19 protein-coding genes are annotated in these 21272 nt (G+C 71.5%); 14 read left to right on the top strand and 5 right to left on the bottom strand.

The window, feature by feature from the left end; translation table 11 throughout:
* Window positions 1-61 precede the first annotated feature (61 nt).
* The 3 genes from LTT61_RS12545 (at window position 62) to LTT61_RS12535 (ending at window position 3352) form a co-directional block, all read left to right on the top strand.
* A complete protein-coding gene (locus tag LTT61_RS12545) occupies window positions 62-1102 on the top strand; it encodes a DUF3152 domain-containing protein (protein WP_233020112.1) in 1041 nt (346 codons plus the stop codon).
* 99 nt (window positions 1103-1201) lie between these two features.
* Entirely contained in the window at window positions 1202-2398 is a 1197-nt protein-coding gene (gene moeZ / locus LTT61_RS12540; RefSeq protein WP_233020111.1) for an adenylyltransferase/sulfurtransferase MoeZ, read from the top strand.
* A 102-nt stretch (window positions 2399-2500) separates the two neighbouring features.
* A complete protein-coding gene (locus tag LTT61_RS12535) occupies window positions 2501-3352 on the top strand; it encodes a TIGR02569 family protein (protein ID WP_233020110.1) in 852 nt (283 codons plus the stop codon).
* A gap of 50 nt (window positions 3353-3402) precedes the next feature.
* On the opposite strand, the gene LTT61_RS12530 is transcribed toward LTT61_RS12535, so the two are convergent.
* Together LTT61_RS12530 and LTT61_RS12525 are read right to left on the bottom strand one after the other, a co-directional pair.
* Window positions 3403-4878: an MFS transporter gene (locus LTT61_RS12530; RefSeq protein WP_233020109.1), complete on the bottom strand. Its 1476-nt coding sequence runs from the start codon at window positions 4876-4878 to the stop codon at window positions 3403-3405.
* Between the two features lie 133 nt (window positions 4879-5011).
* Entirely contained in the window at window positions 5012-5683 is a 672-nt protein-coding gene (locus LTT61_RS12525; RefSeq protein WP_233020108.1) for a FadR/GntR family transcriptional regulator, read from the bottom strand.
* A gap of 65 nt (window positions 5684-5748) precedes the next feature.
* On the opposite strand from LTT61_RS12525, the gene LTT61_RS12520 reads away from it, so the two are divergent.
* From LTT61_RS12520 to LTT61_RS12485, 8 genes are all read left to right on the top strand, one after another.
* On the top strand, window positions 5749-7002 hold the full coding sequence (locus LTT61_RS12520; RefSeq protein WP_233020107.1) for an MFS transporter: 1254 nt from the start codon (window positions 5749-5751) through the stop codon (window positions 7000-7002).
* Window positions 7003-7246: 244 nt separating this feature from the next.
* Window positions 7247-8680 carry a nitrate/nitrite transporter gene (locus LTT61_RS12515; RefSeq protein WP_233020106.1) on the top strand — a complete coding sequence of 478 codons (1434 nt, stop codon included), beginning with the start codon at window positions 7247-7249 and terminating at the stop codon, window positions 8678-8680.
* A gap of 29 nt (window positions 8681-8709) precedes the next feature.
* Window positions 8710-11241: a nitrite reductase large subunit NirB gene (nirB, locus tag LTT61_RS12510; protein ID WP_233020105.1), complete on the top strand. Its 2532-nt coding sequence runs from the start codon at window positions 8710-8712 to the stop codon at window positions 11239-11241.
* Between the two features lie 65 nt (window positions 11242-11306).
* Complete coding sequence (gene nirD, locus LTT61_RS12505; RefSeq protein ID WP_233020104.1) at window positions 11307-11702, top strand: nitrite reductase small subunit NirD; 396 nt, start codon at window positions 11307-11309, stop codon at window positions 11700-11702.
* A gap of 10 nt (window positions 11703-11712) precedes the next feature.
* A complete protein-coding gene (locus LTT61_RS12500) occupies window positions 11713-12963 on the top strand; it encodes a uroporphyrinogen-III synthase (protein ID WP_233020103.1) in 1251 nt (416 codons plus the stop codon).
* The gene (locus tag LTT61_RS12495) at window positions 12960-13661 is read left to right on the top strand and encodes a sirohydrochlorin chelatase (RefSeq protein WP_233020102.1); all 702 of its coding nucleotides are present in this window, start codon (window positions 12960-12962) and stop codon (window positions 13659-13661) included. Before LTT61_RS12500 ends, LTT61_RS12495 begins: the two co-directional genes overlap by 4 nt.
* Window positions 13662-13719: 58 nt before the next feature.
* Window positions 13720-14664: an alpha/beta hydrolase gene (locus tag LTT61_RS12490; RefSeq protein ID WP_233020101.1), complete on the top strand. Its 945-nt coding sequence runs from the start codon at window positions 13720-13722 to the stop codon at window positions 14662-14664.
* A gap of 81 nt (window positions 14665-14745) precedes the next feature.
* Complete coding sequence (locus LTT61_RS12485) at window positions 14746-15201, top strand: VOC family protein (RefSeq protein WP_233020100.1); 456 nt, start codon at window positions 14746-14748, stop codon at window positions 15199-15201.
* Here the strand turns inward: LTT61_RS12485 and LTT61_RS12480 are convergent, their stop codons facing one another.
* Window positions 15202-15816: a TetR/AcrR family transcriptional regulator gene (locus LTT61_RS12480; RefSeq protein WP_233020099.1), complete on the bottom strand. Its 615-nt coding sequence runs from the start codon at window positions 15814-15816 to the stop codon at window positions 15202-15204. It lies immediately after the preceding gene.
* A 122-nt stretch (window positions 15817-15938) separates the two neighbouring features.
* Here LTT61_RS12480 and LTT61_RS12475 point away from each other — a divergent pair, with 122 nt between their 5' ends.
* The 3 genes from LTT61_RS12475 (at window position 15939) to LTT61_RS12465 (ending at window position 20439) form a co-directional block, all read left to right on the top strand.
* Window positions 15939-16976 carry an NAD(P)-dependent alcohol dehydrogenase gene (locus tag LTT61_RS12475; protein WP_233020098.1) on the top strand — a complete coding sequence of 346 codons (1038 nt, stop codon included), beginning with the start codon at window positions 15939-15941 and terminating at the stop codon, window positions 16974-16976.
* Between the two features lie 80 nt (window positions 16977-17056).
* Entirely contained in the window at window positions 17057-18691 is a 1635-nt protein-coding gene (locus LTT61_RS12470) for a class I adenylate-forming enzyme family protein (RefSeq protein WP_233020097.1), read from the top strand.
* Between the two features lie 8 nt (window positions 18692-18699).
* Entirely contained in the window at window positions 18700-20439 is a 1740-nt protein-coding gene (locus LTT61_RS12465; protein ID WP_233020978.1) for an N-acyl-D-amino-acid deacylase family protein, read from the top strand.
* On the opposite strand, the gene LTT61_RS12460 is transcribed toward LTT61_RS12465, so the two are convergent.
* Both LTT61_RS12460 and LTT61_RS12455 read right to left on the bottom strand, forming a co-directional pair.
* Complete coding sequence (locus tag LTT61_RS12460) at window positions 20440-21015, bottom strand: Fic/DOC family protein (RefSeq protein ID WP_233020096.1); 576 nt, start codon at window positions 21013-21015, stop codon at window positions 20440-20442.
* Between the two features lie 10 nt (window positions 21016-21025).
* Entirely contained in the window at window positions 21026-21214 is a 189-nt protein-coding gene (locus LTT61_RS12455; RefSeq protein WP_233020095.1) for an antitoxin VbhA family protein, read from the bottom strand.
* Window positions 21215-21272: the final 58 nt, after the last annotated feature.

Here is a 21272-nt window from a genome sequence, read left to right as displayed (position 1 = left end):
CAACCCCGCTGCGGCGTGCGGCGATTCGGGGCAGACTGGCCGCTGTGAGAGTCTGTCTTCCGTGACCGACCGACCGGAACCACCGTCCGGCGCCGAGCTCGACCGCCTTCCCGTCGCGGCCGGTGGGGCCCCGCCCGTCCAGTACAGCCCGCCGGATCGCTCCTTTCAGCCGCTCTCCGCGAGCTGGAATCCGATCGAGGACGGCCCGTTCGCGAGCGAGCCGGAGCCGCCGCGGCGCGGCCCGATCCGGCGGTTCCTCGCCACCTACGGCTGGCGCGCCTACGCGCTGCCGGTGCTGCTCGCGGTGACCGTGCTGGTCGGGGTGGACGCGGTGCGCGGCGGCGGGCCGCCCGCGGTGGTGGTGGCGGGCGGGGTGCCCGGCTTCGGCACGCTGAGCCCGCGCGCGGACGACGTCGGCATCATCGGCGCGCCGCCCGGTGAGGGGAAGTTCCCGGCCGACCTGCCCACCGGCGCGCTGCCGGACGGCGGGCCGTTCACCGAGGTCGGGGCGGGGAGCTGGCGCGTCGTCCCGGGCGGCACCGAGCAGGTCGGGCCAGGCACGCAGTACGTCTTCCGGTACACCGTCGAGGTGGAGGACGGGGTCGACACCGCGGCGTACGGCGGCGACGCGGCGGTCGCCAAGATGGTCGACTCCACGCTCGCCAACCCCAAGAGCTGGAGCCATGATTCGCGCTTCGGCTTCCGCCGGGTCGACCAGGGCGACCCGGACTTCCGGGTGGCGCTGAGCACGAGGGCGAGCACCAGGAAGGCCTGCGGCTTCGACATCCCGATCGATTCGTCCTGCTACAACGCCGACTCCGAGCAGGTGGTGCTCTCCGAGGCGCGCTGGGTGCGCGGGGCGCCGGCCTTCGAGGGCGATATCGGCTCCTACCGGCAGTACCTGGTGAACCACGAGATCGGCCACGCCATCGGCTACCACCAGCACCAGCCGTGCGAGACCGACGGCGGGCTGGCGCCGGTGATGATGCAGCAGACCTTCGGCACCGACAACAACGCCATCGCCACGCTCGATCCGAGCGGGGTCGTTCCCATGGACGGCAAGCGCTGCCGGTTCAACCCATGGCCCTACCCCCGCGGGTGAGCGCGGTCTCCCGGTGCGCGACGATGGCCGGGAAGAAGCGGCCGGTCACCGGCGTTGCACGGAGAAACTCACCGGCCATCGACGCGAGGAGTCCTTGACGTGTCATCATCGAAGTCGCTGCCGCCACTGGTCGAACCGGCCGCCGAACTCACCAGGGACGAGGTGGCCCGCTACAGCAGGCACCTGATCATCCCGGACCTGGGCGTCGACGGGCAGAAGCGGCTGAAGAACGCCAGGGTCCTGGTGATCGGCGCGGGCGGACTCGGCTCCCCGGCGCTGCTCTACCTGGCCGCGGCGGGCGTCGGCACGCTCGGCATCGTCGAGTTCGACGAGGTGGACGCCTCCAACCTGCAGCGCCAGGTCATCCACGGCGAGTCCGACATCGGGCGGCCGAAGGCGGACAGCGCGCGCGACTCCATCCTGGAGATCAACTCCGGCATCGACGTGCGGCTGCACAAGATCCGGCTGGAGCCGGAGAACGCCGTCGAGCTGTTCCGCGAGTACGACCTGATCGTGGACGGCACCGACAACTTCGCCACCCGCTACCTGGTGAACGACGCCGCCGTGCTGGCGGGCAAGCCCTACGTCTGGGGCTCGATCTACCGCTTCGAGGGTCAGGTCTCGGTCTTCTGGGAGGACGCCCCCGACGCGCCGGATGGTGAAAAGAGAGGCATCAACTACCGCGACCTCTACCCGGAGGCCCCGCCGCCGGGCATGGTCCCGTCCTGCGCCGAGGGCGGCGTGCTCGGCGTGCTCTGCGCCTCGATCGGCTCGGTCATGGTCACCGAGGCGATCAAGCTGCTCACCGGCATCGGCGAGCCGCTGCTCGGCAGGCTCATGGTCTACGACGCACTGGACATGAACTACCGCACCATCAAGCTGCGCCGCGACCCGGAGCGGCAGCCGATCACCGAGCTGATCGACTACGACGCCTTCTGCGGCGTCGTCTCCGACGAGGGCCAGGCCGCCGCCGCGGGCTCGACGATCACCGCCCGCGAGCTGGAGGCGCTGCTCGCCGCGGACAAGGTCGAGCTGATCGACGTGCGCGAGCCGGTGGAGTGGGACATCGTGCACATCGACGGCGCCACGCTCATCCCCAAGGACCGGATCCTCTCCGGCGAGGCGCTCGCCGAGCTGCCGCAGAACCGGCCCATCGTGCTGCACTGCAAGACCGGGATCCGCTCGGCCGAGGCGCTGGCCGCGCTCAAGCAGGCCGGCTTCGCGGACGCGACGCACCTGCAGGGCGGCGTCATCGCCTGGGCCAACCAGGTGGACAGGACACTGCCCGTGTACTGACCGCAGCCGCTGGTCACGGCGGATGCTACGGATGTGCTACAGCAGTTTCCCGCTGCGGCGCGGCGACCGTCGGGGTTCCGGAAGCGGAGTTACGGTACCGCCGTGACCTCCGAGGAACCTCCCGATCACGTGCGAGCCACCTTCGGCCTGCAGTCGGTCACCCCGGTGTCGCTGGGCGACTGGGACGGTGGCTGGTTGCTCGACGATGTGGTGCTCAGCCCGGTGGCCGACCACGCGCGCTCCGCGTGGTCGGCGCGGGTGCGCGAGACGCTGACGGTGGACGGCGTGCGGCTGGCCCGTCCGGTGCGCGCCACCGACGGCCGCTACGTCGTCTCCGGCTGGCGCGCCGACCACTACCTGGACGGCGTCCCCGAGCCGAGGCACGACGAGGTGGTCTCGGTCTCGCTGCGGCTGCACGAGGCCACCGCGGGGCTGGAGCGGCCGCGGTTCCTGGCGCAGCCGCCGGTCGCGCCGTGGCTGGACGTCGACGTCTTCGTCGCCGCCGACCGCGCGGCCTGGGAGGCCATCCCGCTGCGCAGCCTGCGCGGGGCGGGTGCGCCGCCGCCGACCTCGCCGGACGGCGTGCGCAGCATGGAGCTGATCGGCCAGCTGGCCACGCTGCGCCGCCCGGTGCGCACCCCCGCGCAGCTGGTGCACGGCGACCTCTTCGGCACCGTGCTCTTCAACGGCCTCAGCACACCCGGCCTCACCGACCTCACCCCCTACTGGCGCCCCGTCGCCTGGGCGGCCGGGGTGATCGTGGTGGACGCGCTCTCCTGGGGCGGCGCCGACGACGGCCTGCTGGAGCGCTGGGGTGAGCTGCCCGAGTGGCCGCAGATGCTGCTGCGCGCGGTCATGTTCCGGCTCGCCGTGCACGCCCTGCACCCGCGCTCCAGCGCGGAGGCGTTTCCCGGCCTCGCCCGCACCGCCGACATGGTCCGGCTCCTGGTCTGAACGCGCGAACGGCGCGCCGGGGGCTCCGGTGCGCCGTTCGAGTGCGCGGGTCAGACGTTGGCGTAGGCGAGCGAGGGCGCGCGCTGCACCGCGAACGAGGACCGCAGGTAGAACCACCAGGTCACCCCGGCCATCACCAGGAAGGCGACGGCGTAGGCCCAGAAGGCGGGCGCCATGCTGCCGAAGTTGATGTTCGACAGCCGGAGCGCCTGCTGCAGCAGGTACCCGCCGGAGGCGCCGACCGCCCCGATGACGCCGATCGCCGCCCCGGCCTGGCGCCGGGCCGATGCCGTCGCCTCCGCGGCGCTCATGCCGTGCGCATCCGCCCGCCGGGTGACCTCGGCGCTGAAGATCGACGGGATCATCCGGTAGGTGGAGCCGTTGCCGATCCCGGTGAGCACGAAGAGCAGCAGGAACGAGATCAGGTAGAGCGGGAAGCTCTTCATCTCCAGCGCCGCCATGATCAGCACCACCGCGACCGCCATTCCGCCGAACACCCCGACGGTCATCCTGGCGCCGCCGACCCGGTCCGAGATCCAGCCGCCGAACGGCCTGCTGAACGAGCCGACCAGTGCGCCGAGGAAGGCCAGGTTGCCGAGCGTGGTGATCCAGCCGATCTGCGCCAGGTTCGGGAAGTTGGCCTTGATCAGGGTCGGGAAGGCGAAGGAGAAGCCGATGAAGGAGCCGAAGGTGCCGATGTAGAGGAACGACATCACCCAGGTGTGCTGGTTGGTGAGCGCCAGCTTGTACGAGCGGCCGTCCGATTTCGCGGTCGCGATGCTGTCCATGTAGCGCAGCGCGCCGAAGGTCGCCACCAGGATGAACGGCACCCAGATCAGCACCGAGAGCGTGATGCCGAAGCGGTACCCGGCCGGGTCCTTCGCGGTCAGGTGGGTGCCGAGGGTGATCAGCAGCGGCAGCACCAGCTGAGTCTGCGCGACGCCGAGATTGCCGCCCGCGGCGTTGATTCCGAGCGCCGCGCCCTTCTTGCCCTCCGGGAAGAAGAACGAGATGTTCGCCATCGACGAGGAGAAGTTGCCGCCGCCGACCCCGGCCAGCGCGGCCAGCACCAGGAAGACCCACATGGGGGTGCCCGGCTGGTTGACGAACCAGGCGAGCCCCAGCGTCGGGATGAGCAGCATCGCCGCGCTGAACGCCGTGAACGCCCGCCCGCCGAAGCGTGGGATGGCGAAGGTGTACGGGATGCGCAGCGCCGCGCCGACCAGGGTCGGGGTGGAGGTGAGCAGCAGCGCGTTGCTCACCGCGACGGGGTCGCCCTTGCCGAGCCCGGCCAGGAACGGGAAGCCCGCGGCGCCCATGCTGGTCACCACGGTTCCCCAGATCACCCAGACGCTGAAGCCGAGGTTCTCCGCGAAGACCGAGAAGGACAGGTTCTTCTTCGCCGTGCGCTTGCCGCCGGACTCCCAGAATTGCGTGTTGTCCGGCTCCCAGCGCTCCAGCCAGCGGCCGCGCTTCTGATGGATGAACGGTTCTGTCTGCGTACCGGATTCGGCCACCGCTGTCATCGGATTCCTTCCCCTCGACACCTCGGTCCATCACAAGGTAGGAAATCGTTGTTGCGTCCCCGTGGCCCCCGATGACGCGGGCGGCAATTCCCGCTCACATCGGCGGCAACCGGATGGTGACCCTTCGGTTACCTCAGTGGTCCGGGTACTCGGCGATGAGCGAGCCGAGGAAGCAGTTCGCGGCCCGCTCGGCGCGCTCCTGGTCGCCGTCGATCACCGCCCGCACCAGGTCGGTGTGCTCCTCCTGGTACCCGGAAGGCTGCTTCACCGCCCGCGCGGCGATCACCCGCTCGATGGTCGGCAGCAGCGAATCGTAGAACTCCAGGTACACCGCGTTGTGGCTGGCGACGACGATGGCGCGGTGCAGCTCGACGTCGGCGGCGACCGAGCGGGCGTCGTAGTGGTCCCAGTTCTGCTCGTTGCGCACCGCGAGCAACCGGAGCAGGTTCTCGATGTCGGCGTCGTCGCGGCGGCGCGCGGCCAGCCCGGCGGCGGTGGTGTCCAGCGCCTTGCGCAGCTCGAGGATGTCGCGCTCCTCGGCGTCGGCGAAGTACTTGCCGAGCGTGCCGCCCACCTCGGAGGCGGCGATGACGTAGGTGCCGGAGCCCTGCCTGCGCTCCAGCATGCCCGCGTGCACCAGCGCCTGCACCGCCTCGCGCACGGTGTTGCGGCCGGTGCCGGTGAGCTCGGTGAGTTCGGGTTCGGTGGGTATGCGCGAGCCGATCACCCAACGGCCGGAGCGTATTTCGGCTCGCAGCTGTTCGGTCACCTGGGCGATGAGGCTGGTGCGCCGGACGGGTTGCACCGCAACAGGGTACCGCTGCTCACACAGGGTTGCCCGACATCATCGGGTCATCCTATGATTTCCGGGTGACTGCCACACTCGACCCATCGGTGACCGAATCCACGTCGACGCAGCCCGCGGCGCGTCGGCGCGCGTTGCTGGAGGGTCGCCTGCTGGTATTCGCCGCGATCGTGATGTCCGCCTTCACCCTCCGGGTGGCGGTCACCGCGTTCAGCCCGCTGGCCGAGCGGATCGGCGCCGACATCGGCTACGGCACCGCGGTGGTCGGGGTCTTCGGCATGATTCCGACCGCGGCCTTCGCGCTCTCCGGCGTGCTCGCGCCGCTGCTGGTGCGCCCGCTCGGGCTGGAGCGCACCGCGCTGGTGGCCATGCTGGCCGCGGGCACCGGCATGCTGATCCGCGCCACCGTCTCCGGCACCGGCGCGCTGCTGGTCTTCTCCGCGCTCGCGCTCGTCGGCATGGGCATCGGCAACGTGGTGATCCCGCCGCTGGTCAAGCGGTACTTCCCGGACCGGGTCGCGGTGCTGAGCGCGCTCTACATCACCATGGTGCAGCTCGGAACGGTGCTGCCCGCGCTGGTCGCGGTGCCGCTGGCGGAGGCACAGGGCTGGCGGATCTCGATCGGGGTCTGGGCGCTGGTCGGCTTCGCGGCCGCGCTGCCGTGGTTCGCCGTGCTGCGCGTCCGGCGCGGGCGCGACCGCGCCGACGGCACCGCGCTGCCCGAATCCGGTGCCGCGCGCGGCCGGGTCTGGCGCTCGCCGGTGGCCTGGGGCATGGCCGTCATGTTCGGCATGACCTCGCTCTCCACCTACGCGATCTTCGCCTGGCTGCCCGCCGTGCTCGTCGACGCGGGCGCCGACGCCGCCTTCGGCGGCACCATGGTGGCGCTCTTCGCGCTGCTCGGGCTGGTCGCGGCGCTCGGCTCGCCGGTGGTGATCGCCCGCTTCGCGAACCCGTTCCCGATCGTCCTCGGCTGCGCGGTGTGCTTCTGGGTGGCCTTCGCCGGGCTGTACTTCGCGCCGATGGCGGCCCCGGTGCTGTGGGTGGTGATCCTCGGCCTCGGCCCGAGCACCTTCCCGATGGCGCTCACCCTCATCAACCTGCGCACCCGCACCCAGGAGGGCTCGGCCGCGCTCTCCGGCTTCGCGCAGGGCGTCGGGTACGCGGTGGCCTGCGTCGGCCCGCTGCTCTTCGGCGTGCTGCACACGGCGACCGGCGGCTGGGCCGCCGGTCTCGGGCTGCTCTCGGTGGTGGCCGTGGTGATGCTGCTCGGGGCCTGGCAGGCCTGCAAGCCGCGGATGCTCGAGGACAGCTGGTGATCCGGTTGCGCCCCGCGGCTGCCCGGTTCATGCTGTAGGTCACACCTCACCGGCGGTAACCTGCGGTTTCGGCTCTTCGTGACGCGACGAGAACCGTTGTGTCACACGCCCGAAACAAAGCTCCGGGTCTCACCCCCGCTCCGCGCGGCAGGTGAGCAACCGTTGATCCGGCGGCAATTTCGCGCAGCATTCCGGCAATACCCGTTCCCTACCGTTGGGCCATCCGCACGACAGGGAGGCCCCGTTGAGCACGTCGACCCGCACGCACACCATCACCGACTGGGATGCCGAGGATGTCGCTGCCTGGGAAGCAGGCGGCAAGGAGATCGCCAGGCGCAATCTGATCTGGTCGGTCTTCGCCGAGCACGTCGGGTTCTCCGTCTGGTCGATCTGGTCGGTCATGGTGCTGTTCATGCCGGCCGACCAGTTCGGCATCGACCCGGCCGGGAAGTTCTTCCTGGTCGCGGTGCCGACGCTGGTCGGTGCGCTGCTGCGCATCCCCTACACCGTCGCCACGGCCCGCTTCGGCGGCCGCAACTGGACGGTCTTCAGCGCGCTCATGCTGCTGATCCCGACGCTGCTCACGCTGTACTTCGTGAACCAGCCCGGCACTTCGTACACCACCTTCCTGGTGGTGGCGGCCTTCGCCGGGCTCGGCGGCGGCAACTTCGCCTCGTCGATGACCAATATCAACGCCTTCTACCCGCAGCGGCTCAAGGGCTGGGCGCTCGGGCTGAACGCGGGCGGCGGCAATATCGGCGTCCCGGTGATCCAGCTGGTCGGGCTGGCGGTGATCGCGACGCTCGGCAACGGGTACGCCTCGGTGATCTGCGCCGTCTACCTGGTGCTGATCGCGCTGGCAGGCGTCGGCGCCGCGCTCTACATGGACAACCTGGCGAACCAGAAGGCCGACCTCGGCTACATGCTCACCGCGCTGAAGGTGCGCCGCTCCTGGGCCGTCGCGTTCCTCTACATCGGCACCTTCGGCTCGTTCATCGGCTACGGCTTCGCCTTCGGCCAGGTACTGCAGCTGAGCTTCCGGGCAGGCGGCGACACCGCCGCCCAGGCCACCCTGCACGCCGCCTCGATCGCCTTCCTCGGCCCGCTGCTCGGCTCGCTGGCCAGGCCCTACGGCGGCAAGCTGGCCGACCGGGTCGGCGGCGGCCGGGTGACCGCGGTGGTCTTCGTGCTGATGACCGCGGCGGCCGTGCTGGTGGCGGGGGCGAGCACCGTCGGTGACAGCAACGGCGGCGTCCCGACCGGCGGCACCATGACGGCGCTCGTCATCGGCTTCATCGCGCTCTTCGTGCTCTCCGGGCTCGGCAACGGCTCGGTCACCAAGCTCATCCCGTCGGTGTTCGAGGAGGAGTCCCGCACGCTCGGCCTGGCCGAGCCGGAGCGGGCCGCGTGGTCGCAGAACACCTCCGGCGCGCTGATCGGCTTCGTCGGCGCCATCGGCGCGCTCGGCGGGGTCGGGATCAACCTGGTGCTGCGCTCCTCCTACGCCTCCACCAGCTCGGCCACCACCGCCTTCTGGGTCTTCACCGGCTTCTACGTCGCGTGTGTCGCGCTCAGCTGGCTGGTGTTCGTCCGCCGTCCCGCCGCGGCCACCGACATCGTCGTCGAGGCGGAGGCGCTGGTCCTCGAAGCCGAGGCCGACGCCGTCCCCGCCCGCTGACCCGCAACGACTCCCCGAAGGGACTCCCCATGACATCCACAGCAACTCGCACCGCCGTGGTCGTCGGTCACGGCATGGTCGGCCACCGCTTCGTCGAGGCGCTGCGCGCCAGGGACACCGAGGGCACCTGGCGGGTCATCGTGCTCAGCGAGGAGGCGCTGCCCGCCTACGACCGGGTCGGGCTCTCCTCCTACGTCGGCAACTGGGAGACCGCCGCGCTGGCGCTGCCCGGCAACGAGTACGCCGGGGACCCCCTGGTGGAGCTGCGGCTCGGCCAGAGCGGCGCGGCCATCGACCGGGACGCGCGCACCGTCACCACCACGACCGGCGACGTGCTCGCCTACGACGCGCTGGTGCTCGCCACCGGCTCGTACCCCTTCGTCCCGCCGGTGCCCGGCCACGAGCACGCCGAGTGCTTCGTCTACCGCACCCTCGACGACCTGGACGGCATCCGCGCCGCCGCGGAAGCCGCAGGTCCCGGCGCGCACGGCGTGGTCGTCGGCGGCGGGCTGCTCGGGCTGGAGGCGGCGAACGCGCTGCGGATGCTCGGGATGACCCCGCACGTCGTCGAGTACAACCAGCGGCTGATGCCCGCGCAGGTCGACGAGGGCGGCGGCGCGGTGCTGGAGCGGCTGGTCAGCGACCTCGGGCTGCACGTGCACACCGGCGTCGGCACCTCGTCCATCGAGGCCACCGGCGACACCGCGGCGAACCGGCTGAAGATCACGCTGAGCGACGAGAGCGTGATCGAGGCCGGGCTGCTGGTCTTCTCGGCAGGCGTCCGCCCGCGCGACCAGATCGCCAGGGACGCCGGGCTGGAGGTCGGGCCGCGCGGCGGCATCGTCACCGACCTGGGGCTGCGGACCTCGGACCCGCACATCTACGCCATCGGCGAGTGCGCCGCGGTCGAGGGCGTCTGCTACGGCCTGGTCGCCCCCGGCTACACCACCGCCGAGATCGTGGCCGATCGGCTGCTCGGCGGCGCGGGCGAGTTCCCCGGCGCCGACCTCTCCACCAAGCTCAAGCTGCTCGGCGTCGACGTCGCCAGCTTCGGCGACGCGCACGGGACCACCGAGGGCGCGCTCTCGGTGGTGCTGCACGACGCCGCCAAGGGCACCTACGCCAAGCTGGTCGTCTCCGACGACGCGCAGACCCTGCTCGGCGGCATCCTGGTCGGCGACGCCTCGCAGTACGCGGCGCTGCGCCCGCTGGTCGGGCGGCCGCTGCCCGCCGAGCCCGCCGCGCTGATCTCCCCGGCAGGCGCCGAGCTCGGCGCCGACGCGCTGCCGGACGACGCGCAGATCTGCTCCTGCAACAACATCTCCAAGGGCGCCATCTGCGGCGCCATCGCCGACGGCGCCTGCGACGTCCCCGGCATCAAGAGCTGCACCTCGGCCGGCACCTCCTGCGGCGGCTGCGTGCCGATGCTCAAGAAGCTGCTCGAGCAGTCCGGCGTCGCCATGTCGAAGGCGCTCTGCGAGCACTTCGAGCAGTCCCGCGCCGAGCTCTTCCAGATCGTCCAGGTGACCGGGATCCGCACCTTCTCCGGGCTGATCGCCAAGCACGGGAAGGGCTCCGGCTGCGACATCTGCAAGCCGACGGTCGCCTCCATCCTGGCCTCCACCTCCAGCGAGCACATCCTGGACGGCGAGCAGGCCGCGCTGCAGGACACCAACGACCACTTCCTGGCCAACCTGCAGAAGAACGGCACCTACTCGGTGGTGCCGCGGATGCCTGGTGGCGAGGTCACCGCCGAGCAGCTGATCACCATCGGCCAGGTCGCGAAGGAGTTCGACCTGTACGTGAAGGTCACCGGCGGCCAGCGGATCGACCTCTTCGGCGCCCGGGTGGAGCAGCTGCCGCTGATCTGGCAGCGGCTGGTTGACGCGGGCATGGAGTCCGGGCACGCCTACGGCAAGTCGCTGCGCACCGTGAAGAGCTGCGTCGGCTCCACCTGGTGCCGGTACGGCCAGCAGGACTCGGTCGGCATGGCGGTGCTGCTGGAGAAGCGGTACCGCGGGCTGCGCTCGCCACACAAGATCAAGCTCGGGGTCAGCGGCTGCGCCCGCGAGTGCGCCGAGGCGCGCGGCAAGGATGTCGGGGTGATCGCCACCGAGAACGGCTGGAACCTCTACGTCGGCGGCAACGGCGGGCTCACCCCCAAGCACGCGGTGCTGCTGGCGGGCGAGCTGGACGACGCCACCCTCATCAGCTACATCGACCGCTACCTGATGTTCTACGTCCGCACCGCGGACCGGCTGCAGCGCACCGCGCCGTGGCAGGAATCACTCGAGGGCGGCATCGACTACGTTCGCTCGGTGGTGTGCGAGGACAGCCTCGGTATCGCCGACGAGCTGGAGCGGGCCATGGACCAGCACGTGGACGGTTACCGCGACGAATGGGCCGCGGTGCTGGATGATCCGGAGAAGCTCTCCCGGTTCGTGTCGTTCGTGAACGCGCCGGAGGAGTCCGACCCGACCATCTCCTTCGACGACAGCGGCGAGCGCAAGGTGCCGGTTCTGCTCGGCATGCCCCCGATCGCGGCTACAGCCGGGAAATGACCGATTAACCGCGTGGAAACAGGACGCCGGTACCAATAGGTAGGGCTTCGGCGAGGAGAAGAGTGATGACCGTTATCGACACCCCCGGCTACGCGCCGGCCACGACGACCGGGTGGACACAGGCCTGCCGCCTCGACTACCTGACCCCTGGCCGCGGCGTCGCGGTCCTGCTGCGCGGCGGCCGCCAGGCAGCGCTGTTCCTGCTCCCCGGCGGCGTGCTCTACGCCGTCGGCAATATCGACCCGTTCGGTCGCGCCGCGGTGATGTCGCGCGGGATCGTCGGCGATCGCGGCGGCGTGCCCGTGGTGGCGTCGCCGCTGCTCAAGCAGGCCTTCTCCCTGGTGGATGGCCGCTGCCTGGACGATGATTCGGCAGCGCTGCCGGTTTACGCGGTGCGGGTCGACGACGGGCTGGTGTCGATTTCGAACAAGCCGGTCGGTGACACCGCCTCGGATGGATGAGGCCACGCCCATGACGACGCCCGACCCGAGCGCTGCCCTAGCGGGCTTCACCATAGGCATCACGGCCGCGCGCCGTGCCGAGGAGTTCGCCACCCTGCTCGTCCGGCGGGGAGCGGGCATCGTCTCCGCGCCCGCCATCCGGATCATCCCGCTCGCCGACGACACCGAGCTCGAGCGCGTCACCAGGCAGCTCATGGCCGAGCCGCCGCAGATCGTCGTCGCCACCACCGGCATCGGCTTCCGCGGCTGGATGGAGGCCGCCGAGGGCTGGGGGCTGGCCGAGGAGCTGCGCGAGACCCTCTCCGGCGTCCGGATGCTGGCCCGCGGCCCCAAGGCCAAGGGCGCCATCCGCGCCGCCGAGCTGCGCGAGGAGTGGTCGCCGGCCTCGGAATCCTCCGCCGAGGTGCTCGACCACCTGCTCGCCGAGGGCGTGGAGGGGGTGCGGATCGCGGTGCAGCTGCACGGCGCCACCACCGAGTGGGAGCCGGTCCCCGACTTCTGCGAGGTGCTGCGCTGCGCGGGCGCCGACGTGGTGCCGGTCCCGGTGTACCGCTGGGTGCCGCCGGACGACAACGGCCCGATGGACACCCTGATCGAATCCGTCGTCACCGGCAGCATCGACTGCGTCACCTTCACCAGCGCGCCCGCGGTGGCCTCGATGCTCATGCGCGCCAAGGCGACCGGGCTGCTCGAGGGGCTGCTCTACGCGCTGCGCGGCCGGGTGCTCGCCGCCTGCGTCGGGCCGATCACCGCGGCCCCGCTGGAGGAGCTCGGCGTGCCGACCACCCAGCCCGCGCGGGCCAGGCTCGGCGCGCTGGCCAGGCACGTCGCCGAGGAGCTGCCGCGGCGGGCGAACCGGATCTACGCCGCCGGGCACCACATCAGCGTGCGTGGCGCCTGCGTGGTGGTCGACGGCGAGGTGCGCCAGCTCGCACCTGCTCCGATGGCGCTGATGCGGGCGCTGGCCAGGCAGCCGGGGCGGGTGGTGTCCAGGGAGGACCTGCTTGCCGCGCTGCCCGGCGGGGGCGACGACACGCACGCGGTGGAGACCGCCATCGCCCGGCTGCGCGCCGGGCTCGGCACGCCGAAGGCGATCCAGACCGTGGTCAAGCGCGGCTACCGGCTCGCGCTCGACGCCGCCGAGTGCATCGACAACAATCCGCCGCCGCCGGTGGTGACGCCGGGTGGCGGGGCGGGTGCGGTGCAGCCGTTCCGCGGCGGCAGGCAGGTGCCCGGCAGGCGCGTCGTGGGGGCCTGGTGAGCGCCCCCGCGCTGGTGCTGGTCGCGCACGGGACGCGGAGCACGAGGGGCGTGCAGATGATCGCGGCGCTGGCCGAGGCGGTGGCCGCGGAGCCGGCTGCGCCGCGGGTGCGGACCGCCTTCGTCGACGTGCTCGGGCCGTCGCCCGCCGAGGTGCTCCGTGATCTCGATTCCGAAGCGGCGGTGCTGGTTCCGGCGTTCCTGGCCTCGGGGTACCACGTCTACCAGGACGTGCCGCGCGAGGTGGCGGAGAGCGGGCACGGTGCCGTCACCGTGACGCCCGCGATGGGGCCGGATGCGGCGCTGGCCGGGGTGCTGGTGCTGCGGTTGCGCGCGGCCGGCTGGCGGCGCGGGGACGCGGTGGTGCTGGCCGCGGCGGGTTCGTCGGATGCCAGGGCGCGCGCGGATGTCCGGCGGGCGGCCGGGCTGCTCGCCGAGCAGCTGCGGGTTCCGGTGCGGATCGCCTACGTCGCCACCGGGACGCCCCGGGTGCCCGAGGTCGTCGCCGAGCTGCGCGCCGCCGGGGCCGAACGGGTCGTCGTCGCCTCGTACCTGCTCGCGCACGGGCTGTTCCACCAGCGGCTGCACGATGCCGGGGCGGATGCCGTCGCCGAGCCGATCGGCGTGCACCCGGCCGTCGTCCGGCTGATCCTGTCGCGCTACCGCGCGGGGGTCAGGGAGCTGACGCACGCCCGCTGATCGGAACACGCGCGGTGCGTTCCAAGCGCCACCGCGCCCGGTGCAGCACACTACAGACATGATCCGCCGGACCCTGCTCGTCCTGCTCACGGCTCTCGCCGGTGTAGTACTGCCGCCAGTGACCGCCACCGCCGACCCCGGCCCCGCCCGCATCCTGGACGTGCGCCCGCTCGGCGGCAGGCAGCTCGAGGTGGTCGTGCACTCCGCCGCCATGGACCGGCCGATCACGCTCTGGGTCTCGAACGCGGGCCAGGGCGCGCCGGTGCTCTACCTGCTCAACGCGGTGGACGGCGGCGAGGACGGCGGCCCGTGGACCCGCCGCACCGACGTCGCCGAGTTCTACGCGGACAAGCCGATCACCGTGGTCGTCCCGATGGGCGGCCGCGCCTCGTACTACACCGACTGGCAGGCCGACGACCCGGTCCTCGGCCGCAACCGCTGGTCCACCTTCCTCGGCGACGAACTCCCGCCGCTGCTCCAGCAGCGCTTCGGCGCCGCGGACCGGATGGCCGTCGCGGGCGTCTCCATGTCCGCCACCTCGGCGCTCAACCTCGCCATCGAGCACCCCGGCCGCTTCCGGGCGGTCGGCGCCTTCAGCGGCTGCCCGCGGACCAGCGACCCGGCCGCCCGCGCCATGGTCTACGCCCAGCTCGGCGTCTTCGGCGCGAACGCCACGAACATGTGGGGCGGCCCCGCCGACCCGGCCTGGCCCGCGCACGACCCCACGCTCAACGCCGACCGCCTGCGCGGCACCGCGCTCTACATCTCCGCGGGCAACGGCCTGCCCGGCAGGCACGATTCGCTCGCCGAGCCGGACCGCGCGGTGGTCGGCGGCATCATGGAGTCGGTGATCGGGCCCTGCACCGGCTCGTTCCTCGCCCGGCTCGCCGAGCTCGGCATCCCGGCAGCCACCGACCTGCGCACCGGCACCCACGCCTGGCCCTACTGGCAGGACGACCTGCGCAATTCCTGGCCGGTGATCGCCGCTGCGGTCGGCGCCTGAGATCTTTCCGCCAACTGTGTCGAGAACCGGAAACCGGCTCCGACCGCAGGGTGACAGCAGCTCACCGATCGAGGAGACACCATGACCGTCACCACCTTCCTCTGGCTCGAGTCCGGCGCCGAAGAAGCCGCCGCGCTCTACACCGCCGCGATCCCGAACTCCCGGATCACCTCGAGCACCCCCGGCCCGGACGGCCGCGCCTTCATCCTCGGCCTCGACCTCGACGGCCACGCCGTCACCCTGATGAACGGCGGGCCGGGCCACCCGCTCTCCGACTCCGCGTCCTTGCAGCTTTCGGTGGACGGCCAGGCCGAGGTCGACCGGCTCTGGGCCGCGCTCACCGCAGACGGCGGCACGCCGGGCCCGTGCGGCTGGCTCACCGACCGCTTCGGGCTCTCCTGGCAGGTCGTTCCGGCGGAGCTGCCCGAGCTCATGGGCTCGCCGGACCCGGCCCGCGCCGGTGCGGTCGCCACCGCGCTGCGCACCATGTCCAAGATCGACGTCGCCGCCCTGCGCGCCGCGCACGACCAGGGCTGATCAGGGCGTCTGCAGCGCGGGGAACCAGATGTCGGCGAGCACCGCGGCCGCCCGGTCCGCGGTGACGTCGATGGTGCCGAGCAGCGCCCACCGGGTGAAGAACCGCTCCAGCTGCGCCACCAGCATCTCCACCCGCAGCCGTGCCTCGTCGCGGCGCTCGGCGGGCCAGCGCGCGAGGTAGGCGGTCATGGATTCGGGCAGCGCGGCGAAGCCGGCCCGCATGAGGTCGCGGAACTCCGGCTCCAGCGCGGTCGCCTCGTCCCAGGCCGAGAGCAGGTCGCGGTGCTGCTCGAACCAGTCGATGGCGCGGCGCATCCAGTCCTCGAACTCGGCGCGCGAGCCGGTCTCCAGCACCCGGTCCAGATCCTCGCAGAAGGCGAGCGCGTTCGGCAGCGCGGTGCGCTCGCCGAGCACGCTCAGCACCTCCATCTTGCCGGTGAAGTGCAGGTAGAAGGTGGCGCGGCTGCACCCGACGGCGGCCGCGATGTCGTCGACCCGCACGGCGCCGTAGCCGCGCTCGACGAAGAGCGCGCTCGCCGCCTGCAGAATGCGCTCCCTGGTGCGCAGCTTCTGCTCCGCGCGCAGCGTGCGCCGAGGCTCCGTGTGGGCGGGCATCGTCCGATCATAGACATTCCGTCGTTCACTGGACGCTGTGTCCAGCGACTGCTAGCGTCCTGTGTGCCAGGTCACGTCGGGCCCGGCGCGAACAGGAGCGTGTGGTGGGCGATACCTCGACGATGCGAGCGCTGCAGCTCACCGGGCCAGGAACCCTCGAGTTGCGCGAGGTGCCGATCCCGGAGCCGGGCCCCACCGAGCTGCTGGTCCGGGTGGGCGCGGTCGGCATCTGCCACTCCGATCTCTACGTGCTGGAACTCGAGTTCCCGCTGCCGGATCCGCTCACCATGGGGCACGAGATCGCGGGCACCGTCGCCGCGGTCGGCAGCGCGGTCACCGGGATCGCCGATGGCGAGCGCGGGCTGATCTACCTGTGCTGGTCCTGCGGGGTCTGCCGGGAGTGCGAGCGCGGCAACGAGAACGTGTGCCTGGCGGCGGGCCGCACCGCGATGCCGCCGTGCCCCGGTCTCGGCCCGGACGGCGGGATGGCCGAGTACATCAAGGTCCCGGCGAGCTCGTTCGTGCCGATCGGCGACCTGGAGTTCGCCGCCGCGGCGCCGCTCGCCGACGCCGCGCTCACCTCCTACCACGCGATTCGCGGCGCCCGCGAGCAGCTGTACCCGGGGGCCACCGCGGTGACCATCGGGATCGGCGGGCTCGGGCACGTCGCGGTGCAGATCCTGAAGACCATCGACGGGGTGCGGGTGATCGCGGTTGACCTCGGCCCGGACAAGCTGGAGCTCGCCACCGAGTGCGGCGCCGACCTCGGGCTGATCGCCGGCCCGGAGACCGCCGCCGAGATCCTCGCGCTCACCGACGGCCGCGGCGCCGAGGCCGTCTTCGACTTCGTCGGCACCGACGCCACCGCCGCGCTCGCGGTGCAGGCGGTGGCGCCGAACGGCGCGTACCGCATGGTCGGGCTCGGCGGCGGCGCCCCGGAGCTCACCGCGGGGCCGTCCGGCGGGCCGGGTTGGCCGTGGGGCGCCTCGGTGCGGAAGTCGTACGGCGGCACCAAGTCCGACCTCGTCGAGTCGGTCGCGCTGGCCCGCGCCGGGCGGCTCTCGGTGGCGGTGGAGCGGTTCGAGCTGGCCGACGGCCGCACCGCGTTCGATCGGCTGGCGCGCGGTGAAATCCGCGGCCGCGCGGTACTGGTTCTCTGAGGCGGGTGGGTGTCCCGATGACCAAGGCGGCAGATCCGCGGCCGCGCGGTACTGGTTCCCTGAGGCAGGAGAGTGTCCCGATGACGATGGCGGCAGATCCGCGGCAGCTCGCCGCGCAGGTGGCGGCGAAACTCGCCGGACCCGGCGGCCCGTTCGCGCTCACCGTCGAGCCGGTGCTCGGCACGCAGCTCCCGGTCTTCGTGCACCGCCGACGCTCGCTCGGCACCGCGCTCACCGACTCCAGGGGCTGGGGCGACCGCGACTACCTGGTCACCGCCGAGCGCCGCTGGACCTACACCGAGCACGCCGACGCCGCTGGCGCGCTGGCCGCCGGGCTGGCCGCACGCTACGGAGTCGGCAGGGGCGACCGGATCGCCATCCTCGCCGCCAACTCCCCGGAGTGGGTGATCGCCTTCTGGGCGGCGCAGAGCCTCGGCGCCATCGCCGCCGGGTACAACGCCTGGTGGGCGCCGCGCGAGATCGACTACGCGCTCGGCCACTCCACCCCGGCCGTGGTGATCGCCGACGCCGCCAGGGCCGAGCGCATCACCGGCACCGACATCCCCGTGCTCACCATCGAGCACGACCTCCCCGCGCTGCTCGCCGAGTTCGCCGGCGCCGCCCCGGAGACCCCGGTCGACGAGGACGACCCCGCGGTCATCCTCTACACCAGCGGCACCAGCGGCAGGCCCAAGGGCGTCGTGCACACGCACCGCAACCTGCTCGCCGTCACCGAGTACCACCGCTTCACCGAGGCCATGGCCGACACCTTCGCCGGGCTCGCCTTCGACCCCGAGCGCCCGAGCGCCAAGCGCTGGCTGCTCAGCTCGCCGCTCTTCCACATCGCCAGCCTGCACAACCTGGTGGTGCCGCGGATCGCCACCGGTGCGGCGGTGATCTTCCCGGACAACAAGTTCGACGCCGACCGGGTACTGCGGCTGATCGAGCGCGAACGGGTCACGCACTGGGGCGCGGTGCCGACCATGGCGATCCGGCTGCTGGAGCAGAACCTGGCCGAGTACGACCTCTCCTCGCTCAGCGCCTTCTCGCTGAACACCGCGCCCTCCTCGCCCGCGCTGCACCAGCGGCTGCGGGAGGCGCTGCCGGTGCAGCTCGCGACCAGCTACGGCCTCACCGAGGCGGGCACCGCGGGCACCTTGGCGACGCCGCCGGAGCTGGCGGCCTTCCCGGAGACGGTGGGCAGCCCGATCATCGGCGTCACCCTCGCCATCCGCGACCCCGAGGGCAACGACCTGCCCGACGGAGCCGAGGGCGAGATCTGCGTGCGCAGCCCGTACGTCATGCTCGGCTACTGGAACGACCCGGCCGCCACCGCCGCAGCGCTCGACGGGGAGCGCTGGCTGCGCACCGGCGACTTCGGGCTGCTCCGCGACGGGCGGCTCTACCTGGTGGGGCGGCGCAGCGACCTCATCCTGCGCGGCGGCGAGAACGTGTACCCGACCGAGATCGAGAACGTCCTGGACGAGCACCCCGCGGTCGCCGAATCGGCGGTCTTCGGCGTCGCCGACCCCGACCTCGGGCAGGCGGTGGCGGCGCTGGTGGTCACCACCAGCCCGGTCACCGCCGAGGAGCTGCGCGAGTTCGCGGCGGCCCGGCTCGCCTACTTCAAGGTGCCCGCGCACTGGCGGTTCACCCCGGAGGCACTGCCGCGCAACGCGACCGGCAAAGTCGTCCGGCGCGACCTATCGCTCTGAGAGGAGACATCGTGTACGACACCATCGTCAAGGGCGGCCGCTGGTTCGACGGCACCGGCGCGCCGTCGGCCGTGCGGCACCTCGGCATCGTGGACGGCCGGGTCGCGACCGTCTCCACCGTCCCGCTGGACGAGACCGGCTGCCAGCGGGTGATCGACGCCGAGGGCCGCTGGGTGCTGCCCGGCATGCTCGACGTGCACACGCACTACGACATCGAGGTGCTGCAGCAGCCCGGGCTCGCCGAATCGGTACGGCACGGCGTCACCACCGTGCTGCTCGGCTCCTGCTCGCTCTCCACCGTGCACGTGGACGCCACCACCGCCGCCGATCTCTTCGCCCGGGTCGAGGCCATTCCGCGCAAGCACGTCGTCGACGGCGTCCGCACGCACCAGGTGTGGCGCGATGCCGACGAGTACGCCGCCTACCTGGACGCGCTGCCGCTCGGCCCGAACATCGCCGCCTTCATCGGCCACTCCGACATCAGGGCGGATGTGCTCGGCCTCGACCGCGCCACCGACCGTTCGTTCCGCCCCAGCGCCTCCGAGCTGGGCGAGATGGAGCACCGGCTCACCGCCGCGCTGGAAGCCGGTTTCGTCGGCATGTCCTCGCAGCAGCTCGAATTCGACAAGCTCGACGGCGACACCTGCCGCTCCCGCACCCTGCCCTCCACCTACGCGCGCAGCCGCGAACGGCACCGGCTGAACTCCGTGCTGCGCCGCTACGGCCGCGCCCTGCAGGGCGGCCCCGACGTGGCGCGCCCACACAGCCTGGTCACCATGGCCGCGAGCACCGTCGGGCTCTTCCGCAAGCCGCTCCCGGTGAGCCTGCTCGCCGCCGCGGACCTGAAAGCCATCCCGTTCATCATCCGCGTCTTCCCGCTGCTCGCCCGGCTCTTCAACGGCCTCGGCGGCAACCTCCGCTTCCAGCACCTCCCGGTGCCCTTCGAGGTCTACGCCGACGGCATCGACCTGGTCATCTTCGAGGAGTTCGGCTCCGGCGCCGCCGCCCTGCACCTCGCCGACCGCATCGAGGAGCAACGCGCCATGCTCCAGGACGAGGAGTACCGCCGCCGCTTCCGCGCCGACTACGACAGCAGCTTCGGCCCCCGCGTCTGGCACCGCGACTTCTTCGACGCCGAGATCGTGGACTGCCCCGATTACTCGGTGATCGGCAAGACCTTCGGCCAGGTCGGCGTCGACCGCGGCGGCTTGCACCCGGTCGACGCCTACCTGGACCTGGTGGTCGAGCACGGCCGCAAGCTGCGCTGGCGCACCACCATCTCCAACCACCGCGAAGACGTCCTGAACCGCATCGCCGTCGACCCCGGCGTCCAGCTCGGCTTCTCCGACGCCGGAGCGCACCTGCGCAACATGGCCTTCTACAACTTCGGTCTGCGCTTCCTCCGCCGCGTCCACCAGGCTCGGAAGCCGTTCATGACCATCGAGCACGCGGTACACCGCCTCACCGGCGAACTCGCCGACTGGTACGGGCTCGACGCCGGCCACCTCCGCCTCGGCGACCGCGCCGACCTCGTCGTCCTCGACCCCGAGGGATTGGATTCGTCGCTGGACGACTACGCCGAAGCAGCCATCCCCGCCTACGACGGGCTCTCCCGCATGGTCAACCGCAACGACCGCGCGATCACCGCCGTCCTGGTGAACGGTGAGTTCGTCTTCGGAGAGGGTGCTGCCGCCGAGCGCCTCGGGACCGTCCGCACCGGTCGTTTCCTGCGCGCGGAGAGCCGCTAACTATTTCTCTTGTCGCTCCAATATCGGTTGCAGCACCTCGGCAAGCTGGGCGTGGGTAATGAAAGCTTGGTGACGTGCCGCTTTGAATGATTGGTAATCGAGTGCGTCGAAGTTCATCACCCAGCCGTTGCTCGCCGCGAGTTGCTCGAAGAAGGCTCGCTGAGTGCGGGTATTCCCCTCGCGAAAAGCGTGGATGACATTCACCTCACCCCAGTGAAAGGCAAGCCGGTCAGCGAAAACATCGAGGTTCGCGGTTCGGAGGTCCGCATCGCGTGCCAAGCGTGCGTGGACGAAGCGGCTCTGTTCTTGAATATTGGCTGGTAGACAAAAGGGCATGCCTTTGGAGGTCTGCACCGTCCGCAGCGTACCGGCCCAGTCGTAGAAATCCTGGAATAGATGCCTATGAATCGCACATAGATGATCGAAATCGAAATCGCCGAAGATAGGCTTGACGGTCAGTTCAGTGGCACGGAACGACGACAGTTCGAGTTCTAGACCGGCTGCTTCTACAGGACTCCGCTCATCGAGCAGATTACGGAGTACGTTCGTTCCTGAGTAGACGTATGGATCCCCCACCAGCGTCAGATCAGGATGCCTTCAGGCGACGCCTACGGTGCTTGGCAATGCTTGCCGCGACGGCTTCATCGGCTGTGATCCTACCCGCCGCGATATCTCGCATGCGCTTGACGGTACGGGGTGGCGTTTCGTGGCCGGCCATGCGATTGCCAGCGACGACCGACTTCACACGCCGCTCGACGTCGGGGCTGTTGCTCATGTCAACTCCTGCTTCGCTGGTCGGGCTGCTGTACCCCATTCTATACGCCAAGCTGCCC

It is taken from the genome of Nocardia asteroides, from assembly GCF_021183625.1.
Classification (GTDB): Bacteria; Actinomycetota; Actinomycetes; order Mycobacteriales; family Mycobacteriaceae; genus Nocardia; species Nocardia asteroides_A.
Note: the sequence above shows the minus strand (reverse complement) of the source record. Positions and strands in the feature narration are given on the sequence as shown.